We start from the raw sequence: 18,110 nt of genomic DNA on the forward strand, positions 1-18,110 counted from the left end.
GGCGGATGCGCCGCTAAAAATCAAACCCCGCAGAATGTTCTGTGGGGTTTTTTCGTGTCAGAGCGAGACAATAAATGAAATTCAGATAATGTAATGGAAGTAGTTCATTTTTTGAATCCGAATTCCATTCCAACCGTACTGTCTGAAGGAACTTCACTATGAAAGATATCGGCCGCCGGAGATTCGTGGGTGCTGGAATTGCTTCTGCTGCAACTTTGACACCCTTGCAGCATGTTTTGGCGGAAACCGGATCATTACAAGATATCGGCGGATCGATCGTCTCGCTGCCTCAGGCAACGATCTACACTGCGCGAGAAATCATCACGCTGGATGATGCGCGCCCGACGGCCGAAGCGGTTGCCATTGTCGGTGACAGAATTCTTTGGGCGGGAACACTGGAAGATGTACAGCGCGTCTTAGGCGACCAACCTTACGAAATCGATACGACGTTCGCTGATAACGTGATCGTTCCTGGGTTTATTGCACAACATGACCATCCGGTGCTTGCTTCCCTAACAATGTCGTCAGAAATCCTCGCAATTGAGGATTGGGTTTTGCCGAGCGGAACAGTGCCGCGTGTCACGGACAAACAAGAATTCATGGAGCGTCTTGCCAAAGCGGAATCTGAAAAGTCGGATCCAGACGAACCTTTGCTTAGCTGGGGGTATCATCCGGCATTTTACGGCCCGTTGACGCGTTCTGACCTCGATGCAATCAGCGAAACACGTCCTATTCTTGTTTGGGCGCGCTCATGTCACGAGATGGTACTGAACTCGGCGGCAATGGAACGTGGCGGTGTCACCCGGGACAAGTTTGAAACTTTCAGCCCGTCAGCAAAAGAGCAAAGCAGTTTTGAAGAGGCGCGGTTTTGGGAACAGGGCCTGTTCGCAGTTTTGCCTAACATCGCGAATATGGTCGCAACCCCCGAACGCCTGCGATCCGGTCTGGAAATCACGCGCGACTATATGCACGCCAAAGGCATTACCTTCGGCAATGAGCCGGGCGGGATTCTGTCTAAGCCGGTTCAGGACGGCGTTAACGAAGTCTTCTCGAACCCGGACATGCCATTTCGCTGGTCATTTATCGTGGATGCAAAGTCGATGGTCGCGACCTACTCGGATGATGCGCAAGTCATTGCTGAAACCGAAAAGCTGGCTTCTTGGTATGGTGGCATGACAAGTCTAGCGCCAAAGCAGGCAAAGCTTTTTGCAGATGGCGCAATTTATTCGCTGCTGATGCAGGTACGTGATCCTTATCTTGATGGCCATGACGGTGAATGGATGATGGACCGCGATTTGTTTGAACGTGCGTTCCGCATTTACTGGGACGCGGGCTATCAGATTCATATTCACGTCAATGGTGATGCCGGGCTTGATCGGGTTCTTGATACGCTCGAATCGAATCTACGCCGGAACCCAAGATATGATCACCGAACCGTATTAGTGCATTTTGCAGTCAGCGCTTCGGATCAAGTCGAACGGATCAGAGCGCTGGGAGCCATCGTCAGCGGGAATCCATATTACGTTACCGCGCTGGCGGATCAGTACTCAAAAGTTGGTCTCGGCTCGGAACGAGCGGATTCGATGGTTCGCTTAGGCGACTTATCACTCACCGGAATTCCATGGTCGCTGCATTCCGACATGCCGATGGCACCTGCGGACCCGCTGTTTCTGATGTGGTGTGCTGTAAATCGAGAAACCACGTCCGGCCGCATCGCTGGCGCGGATCAGAGGGTGCCCGCTGAAATGGCGCTTCGCGGAGTCACAATCGAGGCGGCTTATGCCCTTAGGCTGAGTGATGAGATCGGAAGTATCGAACCAGGCAAAAGGGCTAACCTGACTATACTGGATGAAAATCCCCTCAGTGTGGACCCGGCGATGATCCGCGACATTAATGTTTGGGGAACCGTTATGGAGGGGCGTGTTCTTCCGGTTGGTGAGCGAACGCAAAAAGCCTCACTTACGCCGACGCTGGCTCCGAATTCTCTAGCTGATGAAGAGGTCAACCGAGCAATGCTGAACCATGCGCTCAAGGTTGTTCATACCCATCTGTGAAAGTGGGCATACTGGTGCTCTGATTAAGTCAATTGAGATCAGGCAAAGAAAAAGGGCCCCCAAGCGGCGGCCCTCAATCGTTTGCAGTGAAAGCTGAGGTCAGCCGTTCACGCTGTCCTTCAGAGCTTTCGCAATGGTCATTTTGACCACTTTGTCCGCTTCTTTCTTGAACTGCTCGCCGGTGGCGGGGTTGCGCACCATGCGCTCGGGGCGCTCGCGGCAGTAGATTTTGCCAACGCCAGGCAGGGTCACTGCGCCGCCGGCTGAAACTTCGCGGGTGATCAGGCCGGTCATGGCCTCCAACGCTGCGTTTGCAGCTTTCTTGTCGGTTCCCATTTCCTCAGCGAGAGCAGCCACCAGCTGAGTCTTTGTCATAGGCTTTGCCATTTCTTGGTCTCCTTAACGTGCCCGATACATAGGGCCTCACCGCGTAACTGTAACGGGATATTGTGGTCGAACACAACGAATAGTAGCGTTGAAAACCCTAAAAATATGGGGAAATCGTTGCTTTTTTGCGTCAGAGAAAGGCTGTTTCGTCGAATGAACGCAATTTCCGGCTGTGCAGACGCTCTAACGGCATGCCGCGCAGATGTTCCATCGCCCGAATTCCGATTGCAAGATGGCGACTGACCTGGGTGGTATAAAAGGCAGATGCCATGCCCGGAAGCTTTAATTCGCCGTGCAGCGGTTTGTCAGAAACACACAACAAGGTGCCGTAGGGAACCCGGAACCGATAGCCATTTGCGGCGATGGTTGCGCTTTCCATATCCAGTGCAATGGCGCGGGATTGGCTGAGCCTTTGCACAGGGCCGGATTGGTCGCGCAGTTCCCAGTTGCGGTTGTCGACCGAGGCGACGGTGCCTGTGCGCATGATCCGCTTAAGCTCGTATCCTTCCAACTCGGTGACCTCGGCCACGGCGCTTTCCAGCGCGACCTGAACCTCGGCCAGCGGCGGGATCGGAACCCAGACCGGCAGGTCATCGTCCAGCACCTTGTCTTCACGCAGGTAGGCGTGGGCCAGAACGAAATCCCCCAGCGCCTGCGTGTTACGCAGCCCGGCACAGTGGCCGACCATCAGCCAGGCGTGGGGCCGCAGAACGGCGATATGGTCAGTGGCCGTTTTAGCGTTCGAAGGCCCAACGCCGATATTGACCAGCGTGATCCCGGACCCGTCCTCGCGTTTCAGGTGATAGGTTGGCATTTGCGGCAGCTTCAGCGGTTGGGCCAACTCTTCCTCGGAGCCCTTGATCTCGACATTCCCGGTCGAAACGAAGCTGGTGTAACCGCTGTCCGGATCGGCCAATTGCGCACGCGCGTAATTCTCGAACTCAGAGACGTAGAACTGGTAGTTCGTGAACAGGACATGGTTCTGGAAATGGCTGGGATCCGTCGCGGTATAATGCGCAAGCCGGGCCAGCGAATAGTCGACGCGTTGGGCAGTAAACAAGGCTAGCGGACCGGCTTCATCTTCGTGGTCGTACACCCCGTTGACGATATCATCGTTGGTCGTGGTCAGGTCGGGAACGTCAAAGACATCGCGCAACGTGAACCCGGCCGCGCCCTGTTGCGGGACGTGCAGATCGGGATTGTTGGCAACCGCGAAATGCACCGGGATCGGTGTGTCGGACGGCCCAATCGTAACCGGCTGGTCGTGGTTTTTGATCAGCAACGCGATCTGCTGTGTCAAATAAGACCGGAACAAATCAGGCCGCGTAACCGTCGTGGCATGAATGCCGGGTTCTGAGACGTGGCCAAAACTCAGGCGGCTGTCTACATGGGCATAAGACGACGTTCTGATGCGAATTTCCGGGTAATAGGCTCTGAACCGCGCTGTTGGTGCGCCGTGTTCAATGGCTGCCGAGAAACTGTCGCACAGAAAGCGGGTTGCTTGTTCATACAGCGCTTCCAACCGAGCGACCGCTGCTTTGGGGTCGGTGAATTGTTCCGGTTTAGGTGCGTCGGGTGTTTTTATTATTGTCATGCAAGTGGTTCCAGAAGATCAATCTTTTCAAAGGTGCGCACATCCACCAGACCCAGATCCGATATCCGCAATTCCGGAATCACGACCAGTGCCAAAAGTGAGTGCTGCATATATGCGTTGTTGAGGGTGCAGCCGCAGGCCACCATCGCGGCAACCATGTCGTCGGCCTTGGCAGCAACCTGCGATGCAGGGCTGTCAGACATCAGGCCCGCAATGGGCAATTCGACCAGCGCCAGTTCTTCTCCATCGCGGAAGATGGTGATGCCGCCACCCACCTCGGCCAGCCGATTTGCCGCCAGTGCCATCTGTTCGCGGTCCGTGCCGACTACGATCATGTGATGACTGTCATGTGCCACGGTCGAGGCCATCGCCATTTTGCCCTGATATCCGAATCCGGAAACGAAAGCGTTCGTCACGCCGCCCGTCGCCCGGTGCCGTTCAACCAGCGCGATCTGGCAGACATCGTCGTCGCCCTCGACCAATCCTTCGATGATCGGCAATTCAGACTTCAACGCTTTGGTCGGAGCTTGGTTTTCCACCACACCGATCACGTTGGCCTGCACGCGGTTTGCCCCTGCAGGCGCTTGGATTTCGAAATCGGCAGCGGTCAGCGTATGCCCCAGATGCACGGTGTTCCGGGCGGTATCAGGCCAGTTGAGGTGCGGGCAATCCACGGTGATTTTGCCGCTGTCGGCGACGATCTGACCGCGCGCAATCACGGTGTCGATGGGTAGTTCTTTCAGGTCCGAGCTAAGGATAATATCCGCGCGCCGCCCCGGTGTGATCGAGCCGATCTCACGTTCCAGCCCGAAATGGGTCGCCGTGTTGATCGTCGCCATTTGCAGGGCAATCAGCGGATCACATCCGCAAGCGATGGCGTGCCGAACCACGCGATTCATATGGCCGTCATTAACCAGCGTGCCTGAGTGGCAATCGTCGGTGCACAGGATAAAGTTGCGCGGGTCCAACCCTTTTTTCGTGACCGCAGTGATCTGGCTTTCCACGTCATACCAGGCCGAGCCCAGCCGCATCATCGACCGCATCCCCTGCCGAACACGTGCGATCGCGTCTGCCTCGCAGGTACCTTCGTGATCATCCGCCGGACCCCCAGCAACATAGGCGGCAAAATCAGGCCCTAAATCAGGCGAAGCGTAGTGTCCTCCTACGGTTTTCCCGGCGCGTTGCGTTGCGGCGATTTCCGCTAGCATCTTTGGGTCGCCATTGATGACACCGGGAAAGTTCATCATCTCGCCTAAGCCGATGATGCCGGGCCAGTTCATCGCTTCGGCCACGTCTTCGGCGGTGATTTCGTACCCCGTCGTTTCTAGTCCCGGCGCAGATGGGGCGCAGGACGGCATCTGGGTAAAGATGTTCACCGGTTGCATCATCGCCTCGTCATGCATCATGCGCACGCCGTCCAGGCCAAGGACATTTGCAATCTCATGCGGGTCGGTGAACATGCTGGTGGTTCCATGCGGAATGACAGCGCGGGCAAATTCAGCCGGGGTTAGCATGCCCGATTCGATATGCATATGCGCATCACACAGGCCAGGGATCATATAACGCCCGGTGGCTTCGATGACCTGAGTCTCTGGGCCGGTGCAATGTGATGCATCGGGTCCGACGTAAGCGATGCGCCCATCAGCGATCGCAATGTCATGGTTCGGAAGGGTTTCGCGGCTGTGCACATTTACCCAGATTCCGCCGCGAATGACCGAATCTGCAGCTTCACGACCTGCGGCTACGGCAATCAGACGGGGGGCGACATCGGGCCAACTAGGGAAGGGTGTGTGTTCCATGGCCCAACTTTCCCGAATGCGCAGGAAGGTTCAACCCCTTGTGAACAGGTATCATCAAACCGTCACGCAGCGCGTCAGCGCTGCACTGTCCAACCAGAAGAGACGCCCGGCAGGGCATCGATGATGGGCGGGAGCAAGCCTCGGTTATTTCTGTGTATCATGCTCCAGCTCGCGGCGAACCCAATTGGCAAACGCTATAGCACCGGGGCTTTCTTCGGCGCGCGGTGACAGAAGCAGATAATAGGCTTCAGGCATGGGTGCGCGATGGGCGAACGGGGCTACTAAACGACCTTGCGCAATCAGGTCACTGGCAATTGTGTCATGCGCCAGACACAGCCCTCCGCCAGCCATGGCTACGGACAGGCTGACCAAGTAGGTGGTCGAATAAGTAATTGCAGGATTTTCCCAATTTAGACCCTGTTCCTCGGTCCACCCCAGCCAATTCGACAGAAGGTTTGAGCAGTCAAAAAGCGGGTGCTGTTGCAGGTTGTCCAACGTCACGTGATAGCCCGGCGCACAGACTGGATAATAATGATCCGTTCTCAGCAATTCGGTCCTAACCGTATCTGACGGCCGTAGTGAATAACGGATTTCCACGGCGGCCCCTTCGGCCATTTCGCGCGGCTCCCAAAGCTCAGTAAAGATATTCAGTTGCACCTCGGGATGCTGTACCCGAAATTTCGGCAGTCTGGGCGCCAACCAATTCACGGCAAAGGTGATGTTGCTTTGAACCTGAACCGCGTTCTGCTGGGCGCCGGTCACGGCCTGAGTTCCACGTACCAGTGTCCGAAATGCCTCGCGCACCACCGGAAGATACGTGATGCCCGCTTCGGTCAGTTCCAACGCACGTGGTCGACGCAAAAACAAAGGCTGGCCAAGGTACCCTTCCAAGGACTTGATCTGCTGGCTGACCGCGCTTTGCGTCATGTTCAGATCCCGGGCTGCGCCGGTAAAGGACAAGTGCCGCGCCGCTGCTTCAAACGTGCGGAGCCAACCCAGCGGAGGAAGTGGTTTTTGCATGCGTATAACCTTGCCATTAGTTCAGCTAATGGAATAGTTGCGTTTTTTTCGTTGGTCAATTTTTGACGCTACAGGCACGATTTCCGAAAGTTCTCAGCTATCCGCAAAGGAGCCCGGAATGACTGTTACAAACCTGCGCGCCAATATCGACCACTGGGCCGAACGAGTTGATCTGGCTGCAACCTTTCGCTGGGTCGAGCGATTGAACATGCACGAAGGCGTTGCCAATCATTTCAGCCTTGCGGTGAACCCGGAAGGTACGCAATTTTTGATGAACCCGAACCAGATGCACTTTGCACGGGTCAAAGCGTCAAATCTGCTGTTTCTGGACGCAAATGATGCCGATGTGATGAACCAACCCGGTGCCCCGGATCCGACGGCTTGGGGTCTGCACGGATCAATCCACCGCCACTGTCCGCATGCGCGCTGTGTGATGCACGTGCATTCGATCTTTGCGACGGTCCTGGCATCGTTGGCGGATAGCACCTTGCCCCCGATCGATCAGAACACGGCTACTTTCTATAACCGGTATGTCATCGATCAGGAATTCGGAGGCCTCGCCTTTGAGAGCGAAGGTGAGCGCTGTGCATCCATGCTGTCGGACCCCAAGAAAAAGGTCATGATCATGGGCAATCACGGTGTTCTTGTGATCGGCAGTGACCCGGCAGATGCCTTTAACAGGCTTTATTATTTTGAACGCGCAGCGGAAACCTACATCCGAGCGCTGCAGACCGGCCAGCCATTGCGCGTCCTGCCAGATGAGATTGCCGAAAAGACTGCCCAAGAATTGGAAGACTATCCCGATCAGGCCCAGGCTCATCTGCGAGAGATCAAGGCCATATTGGACGATGGCGGCTCTGACTACGCCACATGACAACCTTATCAGGGTAACGACCATGTCTGACACTACACAGAATCCGGAATCCGCCCGCTGGCACTATCATCCTGAAGGTCCGGTGGGGTTAAACCCCTTGTTCAATTGGCCACCACGTCCGTCAGCCGTGCTGAAATGGTACAGCGGGGCGTGGCTGCAGATTACGGCATTGACCTTGTGCCTTGCGCTGGCGGTTACCGCCTATGCTATCTTTTTCCCGTCCTTGGAAAGTATGCAAAGCTTTGCCCCGGGTTGGATGTTTCGCATTTGGCTGCTGAACATGGTGCCCCAGATACTCGTCGCAGGTGGGCTGCACTGGTGGCTGTACATGCGAAAAGGGCAGGGCATGTACAAAAAGTTCGACCGCCGCGACCTGACCCGCAACAATGGTACGTTCACATTCCGCAATCAGGTTCTGGACAATATCTGGTGGACGCTGGGCAGCGCGATGACCGTCGCGACCGTTTATCAGTGGATCATCTACTGGGCGATGGCCAACGGCTATGTGCCAACCATCACGTGGTCCGGCGCGCCGGTCTGGTTCGTTGTGTGGATGGTGTTTATCCCGATGTGGTCAGGTCTGCACTTTTACTGGGTGCACCGGCTGGAACATCACCCGAAGCTCTACAAATACGTGCATGCTGTGCATCATCGAAACGTGAACATTGGGCCTTGGTCGGGAATCTCGAACCACTGGTACGAGAACTTGCTGTACTTCACGACCTATTTCATTCACCTGATCGTGCCGTCGCACCCTTTGCATGTACTGTTCCACGCCTCCTTCCAGCAGATCAGCCCCGTGTTGTCTCATTCCGGGTTTGAAAAACTAAAGGCCGGAGACACGGATGCCGCCCGTGCCGGTGATTTCTTTCACCAGCTTCACCACCGGTATTTTGAATGCAACTACGGCACCTCTGAAATTCCGTTCGACAAGTGGTTTGGCACATATCATGACGGATCGGCCGAGGCGACGACCCGGACAAGGGCCTACAAGAAACAGATGTATACCTAGCTGGCCCGAAGCGCGCGCGGCGTGACCCCGAATTCGGCTTTGAAGGCACGGGTCAGGGCGCTGGGGTCGTCATAGCCCGCGCGCAGGGCAACCTCACCGATGCTCAGGTCGGTTTCTGCCACCAGTTTGCGCGCAAGATTCAGGCGCAGGCGGCGGTAAACCTGCGCGGGACCCGCGCCCAGCTCGGACTGCATGCGGACGGACAAGGCTTTCTGCGATCGGCCAACCCGGCTTGCGATTTCGGACACTGGCAAGGGGATCTCAAGGTGTTCCTGCATCAAGGCCAGCGCCTTGTTCACGTAACCGCTGGTCGCGCCGGCACCGCCCGCATGCGAGCGCGCTGAATCGCGGGTCATGAACAGTTGCGACACTTCCAGCGCCAGGGCCTGTCCCTGATCCCGTGCAATCAGATGAAGCACCAGATCAAAGGCCGCCATGGCCCCGGAACAGGTGATGCGATTGCGGTCGATGACATAGCGCTCGCGGTGGGCTTCGACATCGGGGAACCTTTCTGTAAATCCGGTCAGCTCTTCCCAGTGTATCGTGGCGCGATGCCCGTCCAGCAGCCCTGCTTGAGCCAAAAGCCAGCTGCCAGTGTCGAGGCCCGCCAGCACTTTGAACCGCTGATCCGCAGAACGCAGGCCTGAAAGAGTGCGCCACCCGCCATGCGTGCGGAATCCATAAGATGGCATGACCATCAGCATGTCCCCACTGGCGATCTGGAGTGGGCGATGCGGCGCGACCTGCAGCCCGGATGAGGATGTCACCGGACCACCCTCCAACGCAAGGAACTGCCAATCGTACAAATTACGTCCGGCCAGAGTGTTTGCAGCGCGCAGCGGCTCGACCGTGTTGGCCAGGCAATGGTTCGAGAATCCGTCGAACAGAAGAACCCCGATTTGCTGCGGTGCAGAGGGTGATTTAGTCCATTCTTGCATGGTAAACTTCTATTTCTGCACGTTTCAAATGACAAGCCGCGTCAGAATATGCCGCAACGCCAGATGTGGAGACGCCCGATGCAATATGGATTGTCCGACGAACAAGAGATGATCGTCTCTACCGTTCGCAGCTTTGTGGAAAACGAAATCTACCCGCATGAGGCGCTGGTCGAGCGCACCGGCGAAGTCCCGGAAGAGATCGCGGATGAGATCAAGCGCAAGACGATTGAACTGGGTTTTTATGCCTGTAATTTTCCCGAAAGCGTCGGTTGTGCAGGGTTGAACCATCTGGAGTTCGCGCTGGTCGAACGTGAGCTGGGCCGCGGGTCCATGGCGCTGAATCACTTCTTCGGGCGTCCTCAGAACATCCTGATGGCGTGTGAGGGCGAGCAGGTCGAACGATACTTGATGCCCGCCGTGCGTGGCGAAAGGATGGACGCGCTGGCAATGACCGAGCCCGGTGCCGGGTCAGATGTTCGTGGAATGAAGTGCGCCGCGGTGCGGGATGGCGGAGACTGGGTGGTCAATGGCACCAAGCATTTCATCTCGGGCGCGGAGCACGCGGATTTCATCATCGTTTTTATCGCGACCGGCGAGGATCAGACGCCAAAAGGCCCCAAAAAACGCATTACGGCGTTTCTGGTGGATCGCGGAACGCCCGGTTTCACCATCCGGGACGGGTACAAATCGGTCAGTCATCGCGGTTACAAGAACATGGTTCTTGATTTCGATGATTGCCGTCTGCCGGACGCCCAGGTTCTAGGTGAGGTTGATGGCGGCTTTGAAGTGATGAACACCTGGCTTTATGCGACCCGTATCACGGTTGCTGCCATGTCCGTAGGCCGCGCACGCCGCGCTTTCGACTATGCGCTGGACTATTCCGCCACGCGCGAACAGTTCGGCCAGAAGATCGGCAAGTTTCAGGGCGTGTCCTTCCAAATCGCGGATATGATCACCGAGATTGACGCAGCGGACTTGTTGACGCTGGCCGCAGCCGACCGCCTGGACAAAGGCCTGCCCGCAAACCGCGAAATCGCCTCGGCCAAGCTCTATGCCTCGGAAATGCTCGCGCGGGTCACCGATGCCGCCATCCAAATCCACGGCGGCATGGGTCTGATGGACGATTACCCGCTTGAGCGGTTCTGGCGCGACGCGCGTGTCGAACGTATCTGGGACGGGACCAGCGAAATTCAGCGCCACATTATCAGTCGCGATCTTCTGAGGGCACTCGGTGCGTGATGGTGGGGCCCGCCTGATGTCTTCCCTGTCACGCGTTTTGCACCCCACATCGATCGCCGTGATTGGCGGCGGCGCCTGGTGCGTCTCAGTGATCGAACAGGCCCGGAAATTCGGGTTTCAGGGCGACATCTGGCCGGTCCACCCAAAAGCCGGTCAAATCGCGGGTCTGAGTGCCTTTGCACGCCTTGAGGACCTTCCAGCGGCCCCCGACGTAGCCTTTGTTGGCATCAACCGTCATGCAACGATCGAGACGATCGCGATCCTTTCGGCCATGGGGGCCGGGGGTGCAGTGTGTTTTGCCTCGGGATTTACCGAAGCGCATGCCGAGGACGATCAGGGTGCAGATTTGCAGGTCCGTTTGGTGCAGGCCGCAGGCGAGATGCCGATCCTCGGGCCAAACTGTTATGGCTTCGTCAACGGGCTAGACCGTGCCGCTGTTTGGCCCGATCAGCACGGCATGCGACCGGTAGATCGCGGTGTGGCGATCCTGACGCAAAGTTCGAACATAGCGATCAATATGACGATGCAGCGCCGGGCCTTGCCGCTGGCCTTTATGCTGACCAGTGGGAACCAGGCGCAGACCCATCAGGCCGACATCGCCTCGGCCCTGTTGGATGATGACCGGATCACAGCGATTGGCGTCCATATCGAGGGGTTCGGTGACCTGCGTAAATGGGAGGCGCTGGCCAAAAAGGCTCGGGATCGTAACGTGCCGATTGTTGCGCTGAAAGTGGGCCGGTCCGCCCATGCACAGGCGGCGACGATTTCCCATACAGCCTCGTTGGCGGGTGGTGATGCGGGCGCGCAGGCATTTCTGGATCGGCTCGGGATCGCGCGTTTGGATGACATTCCCAGTTTCCTGGAATGCCTCAAGCTGCTGCACGTGACCGGGCGGTTGGATACGAACGGTTTGGGATCGATCAGTTGTTCGGGTGGTGAGGCAAGTCTGGCTGCCGACATGGCCGAGGGGCGCAATCTGCACTTCCCGCCGTTGTCGCAAGCACAAAAAGCTGACCTGCGCGATGCCTTGGGACCGATGGTAGCACTGGCGAACCCGCTGGATTATCACACCTATATCTGGCGGGATACGCAGGCCATGACACGGGCGTGGTCCGCAATGATGAACCCTGAACAGGCCCTGACTATGGCGATTCTCGACTATCCGCACACGGACGCCACCGATTGGGAATGCGCCACGCAGGCTGCGTTGAACTGCGTCGCTCAGACGGGGCGTCCCTTTGCAGTAACGGCGACCCTGCCGGAGCTTTTACCCGAAGACGTTGCGCAGCGGTTACTCGATGGCGGTGTTGTCCCTTTTGCCGGATTGCACGAAGCGCTTGCGGCAATTGAGGCGGCCGCGCGGCCGCAAGCAACGGAGGCCGAACCGGTTCTGCTGCCCTCGGATACCGTTGCGGATCATGTTCTGACCGAAGCAGAAGCCAAGCAGGCTCTTGCGGAATTCGGTGTGCGTGTACCGCACAACGTTGTTGTGTCGGCAGATCTGGCGAAACAAGCCTCTGCCGCGCTGACTGGTCCTTTTGCGATCAAGGGCGTCGGGCTGGCGCATAAGTCGGAACATGCGGCCGTGCGCCTTGAGGTTCACGCTGACGCTGTGGGTGAAGTCGCGGCGGATATCGGAACCGAAGAGGTCCTTATTGAGGAAATGGCTGTTGGCGGCGTGGCAGAATTGTTGGTCGGCGTGACCCGAGACGCGGCCCACGGGTTCGTTCTGACGCTGGGTGCAGGGGGTGTGTTGACTGAAATCCTGCGCGACACGGTTTCACTTTTGATCCCATCCTCTCGCACCGCGGTGAAAGAGGCGCTGGGTAATTTGAACTGCGCCCCTTTGCTGGCGGGATATCGCGGCAATCCAGCGGCAGAGATTGAGGCCATCCTGGACGCTGTCGATGCGGTGCAGGCCTACGTCATTGCCAATGCATCCCATGTCAGCGAAGTTGAAATAAACCCACTGATCTGCACACCGGACCGTGCCATAGCGGTGGATGCTCTAATCCGAAAGGCAAGTATATGAACCCAGTCAAAACCAAGCGTGATGGCGCAATTCTGGAAGTCACTTTGGACCGTCCCAAAGCGAACGCGATTGATTTGGCGACCAGCCGCGTCATGGGCGAGGTGTTTCGTGACTTCCGTGATGATCCTGATCTGCGCGTCGCGATCCTGACCGGGGGTGGCGAGAAGTTCTTTTGCCCTGGCTGGGATTTAAAAGCAGCCGCTGACGGAGACGCAGTCGACGGAGACTATGGCGTTGGTGGCTTTGGCGGGCTGCAGGAGCTGCGGGACATGAACAAGCCGGTCATCGCAGCCGTCAACGGGATTGCCTGCGGCGGCGGGTTAGAATTGGCCCTGAGCGCCGACATGATCCTTGCTGCGGAACACGCCAGTTTTGCGCTGCCGGAAATCCGCTCAGGCACAGTGGCCGATGCCGCCAGCGTAAAACTGCCCAAACGCATTCCGTATCATGTGGCGATGGAACTGCTGCTGACCGGGCGCTGGTTCGATCCGCATGAGGCAAAGAACTGGGGGTTGGTGAACGAGGTCATTCCGGGTGATCAACTGATGGATCGGGCGTGGGAACTGGCGCGTCTTTTGGCCAGCGGCCCGCCCTTGGTTTATGCCGCGATCAAGGCAATCGTACGCGATGCCGAAGATTCCAAATTTCAGGATGCCATGAACCGGATCACCGGGCGGCAATTGCCGACGGTTGATACTCTTTATGGCTCTGAAGACAATCTGGAAGGCGCCCGCGCTTTTGCTGAAAAGCGTGATCCCGTGTGGAAAGGTCGATAGTCGGCCTAAGCGCGTTCAAACAGGGCTATCAGCGCTGTGTCATCCTTGTTGGGGCCAGATGCAAGATCGCCATAGATGCGAACTTCGGGCAGGGTCAGGTTTCGAATCTGGCCTTGCGCTAACCGGTGCAGGGCTTCGGCAAATCCCAGCTTTTCATAATGTTGGGCATTGATCGACAGCGCGAATTGAGCACCGGGGCGGGCCACACGCAGCAGTGCAGTCAAAGCTTCTGGCCCGAGGTGGCCATGGGTGAACGAACCGGATGAAACGATTCCGGAGTAACTTTCGCGCGGCGCCGGGATGCCTTCGTTCAGATCGGCCTCAATGGCGTCGCGGTAGATATCCTTGCGCATGGCCTGATCCAGCATCTCGGCGCTGATATCGGTGGCATCTATCGGTCCCACACCCAGCCGGGCCAGAACCGCGCCGCACAGGCCAGTGCCTGCACCTACATCAAGCACAGGCCCTTGCCCGCCGGCGCCGACAAAGGCGCGGGCGGTATGGATGTGCAGCTGATAATCCTCGCGCGTGGCAAAGCCTTCGTCGTAATCCCCGGCCCATTCAGCATAGAGACGCTTGTGGTCTTCCGGGGAATCCAGCGCGTAGGCGGCATGCAGGTCTGGTGTTTTGTCACTCATACCCAAAAGAAAGGCGCATTGGGGGATTCGAATCAAGTATCCTTGGCAGAGTTCTTGCATCTGGCGAAATTGCGGATCATCTAAGAGCGTATGACAGGCACACTATTTTCCTTCGGTCACGGGTACTCGGCACAGGCCTTGTCCCGTCAGTTGCAACCCCATGGTTGGCGTATCTTGGGCACGACGCGTGATCCGGCCCAATCGCAGGTGGTCAAGGCGTCCGGCGCAGAGCCGGTGATTTGGCCGGGGCAAGTGCCACAGCTGGATGGGGTGACGCATCTTTTGATCTCGGCCGCGCCAAACGCGGACGGAGATCCGGTTCTGGCTGCATTGGCAGATGAGATTGCCGAACGGGCGGCGCAATTCAAATGGGTTGGCTACCTGTCGACCACGGCCGTGTATGGCGATCATCAGGGCGACTGGGTCGACGAGGCCACCCCTGCGACGCCAACTGCGCAGCGCGGCAAATGGCGGGTGCAGGCTGAAGAGCAGTGGCAGAACATCCCCGGCTTGCCGACACACATCTTTCGCCTTGCGGGCATCTATGGTCCCGGGCGTGGGCCGTTTTCCAAGCTCAAGCGCGTGGGTATGCGACGTATCATCAAGCCGGGGCAGGTCTTTTCCCGAATTCATGTCGCCGACATTGCCCAGGTTCTTGCTGCGTCCATGTCTGCGCCTAATCCGGGGGCGATTTACAACGTATGTGATGATGAACCCGTTCCACCGCAGGATGTCATCGCCTATGCGGCCGAATTGCAGGGATTGCCATTGCCGCCCGAAGTACCGTTTGACGAGGCCGACATGACCCCTATGGCGCGCAGCTTTTACAATGAGAACAAGCGGGTCAGGAACGATCGGATCAAGGATGAGCTGGGTGTAAACCTGATGTATCCGAACTATCGGGTCGGGCTGCGGTCGCTGATGACCGGTGACTGAGCTATCGCCCTGATTTGCGGTGATGCGCCCGGATGCTTAGTGATAGTTTTTGGTTATCAGAACCATCCATAAAGAAAACTTATTTGCATGGTTCGAATTTGCTAGGTCTGGCGGCGACAAGACAAGAGTCGCCAATACCTTTGACAGAATGCGCGCAATCCAAGCCGCGCATCTAAAAGAGGTAAAAGTGTCATCTATATATGTTCTTGATCGCCCGCGTTTCTCACCGCGCGAACGAGCCGGATTTTAGCCAGGATTGGAGATCGACATGGACGGAAGTGATAACCCCAAAACGGGCGGATGCCCTGTAATGCACGGCGCAGGAACCCGGTCAAACCGGGATTGGTGGCCGAACCAGCTGAACCTGTCGATCCTGCATCAGAATTCGCCTGCGTCGAACCCGCTGGGGCCTGATTTCGACTACGCTGAAGAATTCAAGAAGCTGGACATGAAGGCGCTGAAAGAAGACCTGTACGCGCTGATGACCGATTCTCAGGACTGGTGGCCTGCGGACTATGGTCATTACGGCGGTCTGTTCATCCGCATGGCCTGGCACAGCGCCGGTACATATCGCACGGCGGATGGCCGTGGCGGTGCCTCGACCGGGAACCAGCGGTTTGCGCCACTGAACAGCTGGCCGGATAACGGCAACCTCGACAAAGCGCGCCGTCTATTGTGGCCGATCAAACAGAAATACGGCAACCAGATTTCCTGGGCCGACCTGATGATCCTTGCCGGCAATTGCGCCATTGAATCCATGGGCGGCAAGACATTTGGCTTTGCTGGTGGTCGCGCGGACATCTGGGCGCCTGAAGAAGACATCTATTGGGGTTCCGAAACTGAGTGGCTTGCCCCCACCGACAACCCGCACAGCCGGTACTCTGGTGAGCGCGACATGGAAAACCCGCTGGCTGCCGTTCAGATGGGTCTGATCTATGTGAACCCCGAGGGCCCGGATGGTGAACCAAACGTACTGGCCTCGGGTCGGGATATCCGCGACACCTTTGGCCGGATGGCGATGAATGACGAGGAAACCGTCGCACTGGTTGCTGGTGGCCACACCTTTGGTAAGGCGCACGGCGCGGGTGATCCTGATCTGGTCGGCCCCGAACCCGAAGCGGCACCGATCGAAGAGATGGGCCTTGGCTGGATCAACAAGTTCGGTTCGGGTGTCGGTGACGATACCACGACCTCGGGCATCGAGGGCGCATGGACCGCAAACCCGATCAAATGGGACAATGGATACTTTGACCTGCTGTTCGGATACGAGTGGAACCTGACCAAAAGCCCCGCAGGCGCATGGATATGGGAGCCGATCGGCGTCAAGGAAGAGGACATGGCCCCGGCGGCCGGTGATCCGACCAAGAAGGTCAAAACCATGATGACCACCGCCGACATGGCGATGCGCATGGATCCGATCTATGGCCCGATCTCGAAACGCTTCCACGAGAACCCGGAAGAGTTCGCAGATGCCTTCGCGCGCGCCTGGTTCAAGCTGACTCACCGCGACATGGGTCCGCGTTCGAACTATATCGGTTCGGAAGCCCCGACCGAGGAGTTGATCTGGCAGGACAACGTGCCTGCGGTGGATCACGACCTGGTTGATGATGCCGATGTAGCGGATTTGAAAGCCAAGATCGCTGCATCCGGTCTGTCGGTGTCCGAGCTGATCTCGACCGCATGGGCCTCGGCCTCGACCTTCCGCGGGTCGGACAAGCGGGGCGGTGCCAACGGCGCCCGTATCCGTCTTGCGCCTCAGAAGGATTGGGACGTCAACGAGCCAATGAAACTGTCCAAGGCGCTGGATGCGCTGGCAGGCGTTCAAGAGGCGTTCAACGGCGCGCAGTCAGGCAACAAGAAAGTGTCGCTGGCCGACCTGATCGTTCTGGCCGGTGCCGTCGGCATCGAGCAGGCTGCCAAAGCTGGCGGTCAGGATGTTGAGGTTCCGTTCACCCCGGGCCGCACCGATGCATCGCAAGAGCAGACCGATGTGGACAGTGTCGCAGTGCTGGAACCCGCAGCAGACGGTTTCCGCAACTACCAAAAGGCCGACTACACCGTCTCGCCCGAAGAGTTGCTGGTCGATCGCGCACAATTGTTGACCTTGTCCGCACCAGAGATGACGGCACTTGTCGGTGGCCTGCGAGTTCTTGGTGCCAATTTCGGTGACGCCAAGCATGGGGTGTTCACGGATCGTGTGGGTGTACTCAGCAATGACTTCTTCACCAACATTCTGGATATGGACACCGAGTGGAAACCGGCCGGCAAGGGCGTCTATGAAGGTCGTGACCGCGCCAGCGGTGAGGTCAAATGGACCGGTACACGCGTCGATCTGGTCTTCGGTTCCAACTCGCAACTGCGGGCGCTCGCCGAGGTCTACGGTCAGACGGGTGCCGAGGGTAAATTTGTCTGCGACTTTGTCTCGGCCTGGAACAAGGTGATGAACGCGGATCGTTTTGATCTGAAGTAAATCGACGATCATCGCAGAGATAGCGCCGCCCGAGGGGACTCGGGCGGCGTTTTCTTTGGGTCGGATCCCGCAGGCATACCAACCATTGGGTACGATTCCGCCTAAAGCTCTGACAAACCCCCGCATCACGCAGCGCCCGATCGAGTTTCTTACCCAAATTATTAAGCTAACTTATTGTTTTCATTAATATGGGCGAGTTTCAGCAGAGAAATGTGAAGTTTTTTCAAAATGGGGGTTGCAGGTCCCAGACCTAATCCGTAAATACCCCTTCACCGGCGCTGCTGAGGCGGCGCTGACGGGTCGGAGAGACGGCCGGACGCATCGGAGAGACGGTGGAGACG

General features: G+C 57.5%; 14 protein-coding genes. 8 read left to right on the forward strand and 6 right to left on the reverse strand.

Features of this window, described 5'->3' with window-relative positions; genetic code table 11:
- The first annotated feature begins 158 nt into the window (after positions 1-158).
- A complete protein-coding gene (locus AC2FIO_RS21975) occupies positions 159-2,054 on the forward strand; it encodes an amidohydrolase (protein WP_496699974.1) in 1,896 nt (631 codons plus the stop codon).
- Positions 2,055-2,153: 99 nt separating this feature from the next.
- Here the strand turns inward: AC2FIO_RS21975 and AC2FIO_RS21980 are convergent, their stop codons facing one another.
- The 4 genes from AC2FIO_RS21980 to AC2FIO_RS21995 all read right to left on the reverse strand — a co-directional run bounded on the left by AC2FIO_RS21980 (position 2,154) and on the right by AC2FIO_RS21995 (position 6,854).
- Complete coding sequence (locus AC2FIO_RS21980; protein ID WP_039533371.1) at positions 2,154-2,441, reverse strand: HU family DNA-binding protein; 288 nt, start codon at positions 2,439-2,441, stop codon at positions 2,154-2,156.
- A 130-nt stretch (positions 2,442-2,571) separates the two neighbouring features.
- Complete coding sequence (locus AC2FIO_RS21985) at positions 2,572-4,035, reverse strand: AMP nucleosidase (RefSeq protein ID WP_282154110.1); 1,464 nt, start codon at positions 4,033-4,035, stop codon at positions 2,572-2,574.
- The gene (gene ade / locus AC2FIO_RS21990) at positions 4,032-5,834 is read right to left on the reverse strand and encodes an adenine deaminase (protein ID WP_496699975.1); all 1,803 of its coding nucleotides are present in this window, start codon (positions 5,832-5,834) and stop codon (positions 4,032-4,034) included. The genes AC2FIO_RS21985 and ade overlap by 4 nt, the downstream gene beginning before the upstream one ends.
- A 144-nt stretch (positions 5,835-5,978) precedes the next feature.
- Positions 5,979-6,854, reverse strand: coding sequence for a LysR family transcriptional regulator (locus tag AC2FIO_RS21995; protein WP_108860449.1), 876 nt, complete (start codon positions 6,852-6,854; stop codon positions 5,979-5,981).
- A gap of 118 nt (positions 6,855-6,972) precedes the next feature.
- Between AC2FIO_RS21995 and AC2FIO_RS22000 the strand changes: the two genes are divergently transcribed.
- Positions 6,973-7,728 (forward strand): class II aldolase and adducin N-terminal domain-containing protein, encoded by a 756-nt coding sequence (locus tag AC2FIO_RS22000; protein WP_496699976.1) that lies wholly within the window; start codon positions 6,973-6,975, stop codon positions 7,726-7,728.
- Positions 7,729-7,750: 22 nt separating this feature from the next.
- On the forward strand, positions 7,751-8,740 hold the full coding sequence (locus tag AC2FIO_RS22005) for a sterol desaturase family protein (RefSeq protein ID WP_496699977.1): 990 nt from the start codon (positions 7,751-7,753) through the stop codon (positions 8,738-8,740).
- Here the strand turns inward: AC2FIO_RS22005 and AC2FIO_RS22010 are convergent.
- Positions 8,737-9,678 (reverse strand): GlxA family transcriptional regulator, encoded by a 942-nt coding sequence (locus AC2FIO_RS22010; protein ID WP_472722444.1) that lies wholly within the window; start codon positions 9,676-9,678, stop codon positions 8,737-8,739. The two genes, AC2FIO_RS22005 and AC2FIO_RS22010, sit on opposite strands and share 4 nt — an antisense overlap.
- 78 nt (positions 9,679-9,756) lie before the next feature.
- Here AC2FIO_RS22010 and AC2FIO_RS22015 point away from each other — a divergent pair, with 78 nt between their 5' ends.
- From AC2FIO_RS22015 to AC2FIO_RS22025, 3 genes are read left to right on the forward strand one after another with little or no spacing between them, the layout of a single operon-like run.
- Complete coding sequence (locus tag AC2FIO_RS22015) at positions 9,757-10,917, forward strand: acyl-CoA dehydrogenase family protein (protein ID WP_109313076.1); 1,161 nt, start codon at positions 9,757-9,759, stop codon at positions 10,915-10,917.
- 16 nt (positions 10,918-10,933) lie between these two features.
- Positions 10,934-12,949, forward strand: coding sequence for an acetate--CoA ligase family protein (locus AC2FIO_RS22020; RefSeq protein WP_496699978.1), 2,016 nt, complete (start codon positions 10,934-10,936; stop codon positions 12,947-12,949).
- On the forward strand, positions 12,946-13,725 hold the full coding sequence (locus AC2FIO_RS22025; protein ID WP_496699979.1) for a carnitinyl-CoA dehydratase: 780 nt from the start codon (positions 12,946-12,948) through the stop codon (positions 13,723-13,725). The genes AC2FIO_RS22020 and AC2FIO_RS22025 overlap by 4 nt, the downstream gene beginning before the upstream one ends.
- Before the next feature lie 5 nt (positions 13,726-13,730).
- Here the strand turns inward: AC2FIO_RS22025 and AC2FIO_RS22030 are convergent, their stop codons facing one another.
- Positions 13,731-14,363, reverse strand: coding sequence for a class I SAM-dependent DNA methyltransferase (locus tag AC2FIO_RS22030; RefSeq protein ID WP_496699980.1), 633 nt, complete (start codon positions 14,361-14,363; stop codon positions 13,731-13,733).
- Positions 14,364-14,453: 90 nt separating this feature from the next.
- Between AC2FIO_RS22030 and AC2FIO_RS22035 the strand changes: the two genes are divergently transcribed.
- Both AC2FIO_RS22035 and katG read left to right on the forward strand, forming a co-directional pair.
- Positions 14,454-15,299: an SDR family oxidoreductase gene (locus tag AC2FIO_RS22035; RefSeq protein WP_496699981.1), complete on the forward strand. Its 846-nt coding sequence runs from the start codon at positions 14,454-14,456 to the stop codon at positions 15,297-15,299.
- A 268-nt stretch (positions 15,300-15,567) separates the two neighbouring features.
- Positions 15,568-17,769, forward strand: coding sequence for a catalase/peroxidase HPI (gene katG, locus AC2FIO_RS22040; protein ID WP_496699982.1), 2,202 nt, complete (start codon positions 15,568-15,570; stop codon positions 17,767-17,769).
- Positions 17,770-18,110: the final 341 nt, after the last annotated feature.

It is taken from the genome of Ruegeria sp. CDSB086 (assembly GCF_059611065.1).

Coding starts and splice junctions, on each gene's coding strand:
- AC2FIO_RS22010 (WP_472722444.1), bottom strand. CDS start 9,678: ATGCAAGAATGGACTAAATCACCCTCTGCACCGCAGCAAATCGGGGTT.
- AC2FIO_RS21975 (WP_496699974.1), top strand. CDS start 159: ATGAAAGATATCGGCCGCCGGAGATTCGTGGGTGCTGGAATTGCTTCT.
- AC2FIO_RS22035 (WP_496699981.1), top strand. CDS start 14,454: ATGACAGGCACACTATTTTCCTTCGGTCACGGGTACTCGGCACAGGCC.
- AC2FIO_RS22030 (WP_496699980.1), bottom strand. CDS start 14,363: ATGAGTGACAAAACACCAGACCTGCATGCCGCCTACGCGCTGGATTCC.
- AC2FIO_RS21980 (WP_039533371.1), bottom strand. CDS start 2,441: ATGGCAAAGCCTATGACAAAGACTCAGCTGGTGGCTGCTCTCGCTGAG.
- AC2FIO_RS21985 (WP_282154110.1), bottom strand. CDS start 4,035: ATGACAATAATAAAAACACCCGACGCACCTAAACCGGAACAATTCACC.
- AC2FIO_RS22000 (WP_496699976.1), top strand. CDS start 6,973: ATGACTGTTACAAACCTGCGCGCCAATATCGACCACTGGGCCGAACGA.
- katG (WP_496699982.1), top strand. CDS start 15,568: ATGGACGGAAGTGATAACCCCAAAACGGGCGGATGCCCTGTAATGCAC.
- AC2FIO_RS22015 (WP_109313076.1), top strand. CDS start 9,757: ATGCAATATGGATTGTCCGACGAACAAGAGATGATCGTCTCTACCGTT.
- AC2FIO_RS22025 (WP_496699979.1), top strand. CDS start 12,946: ATGAACCCAGTCAAAACCAAGCGTGATGGCGCAATTCTGGAAGTCACT.
- ade (WP_496699975.1), bottom strand. CDS start 5,834: ATGGAACACACACCCTTCCCTAGTTGGCCCGATGTCGCCCCCCGTCTG.
- AC2FIO_RS22005 (WP_496699977.1), top strand. CDS start 7,751: ATGTCTGACACTACACAGAATCCGGAATCCGCCCGCTGGCACTATCAT.
- AC2FIO_RS21995 (WP_108860449.1), bottom strand. CDS start 6,854: ATGCAAAAACCACTTCCTCCGCTGGGTTGGCTCCGCACGTTTGAAGCA.
- AC2FIO_RS22020 (WP_496699978.1), top strand. CDS start 10,934: ATGTCTTCCCTGTCACGCGTTTTGCACCCCACATCGATCGCCGTGATT.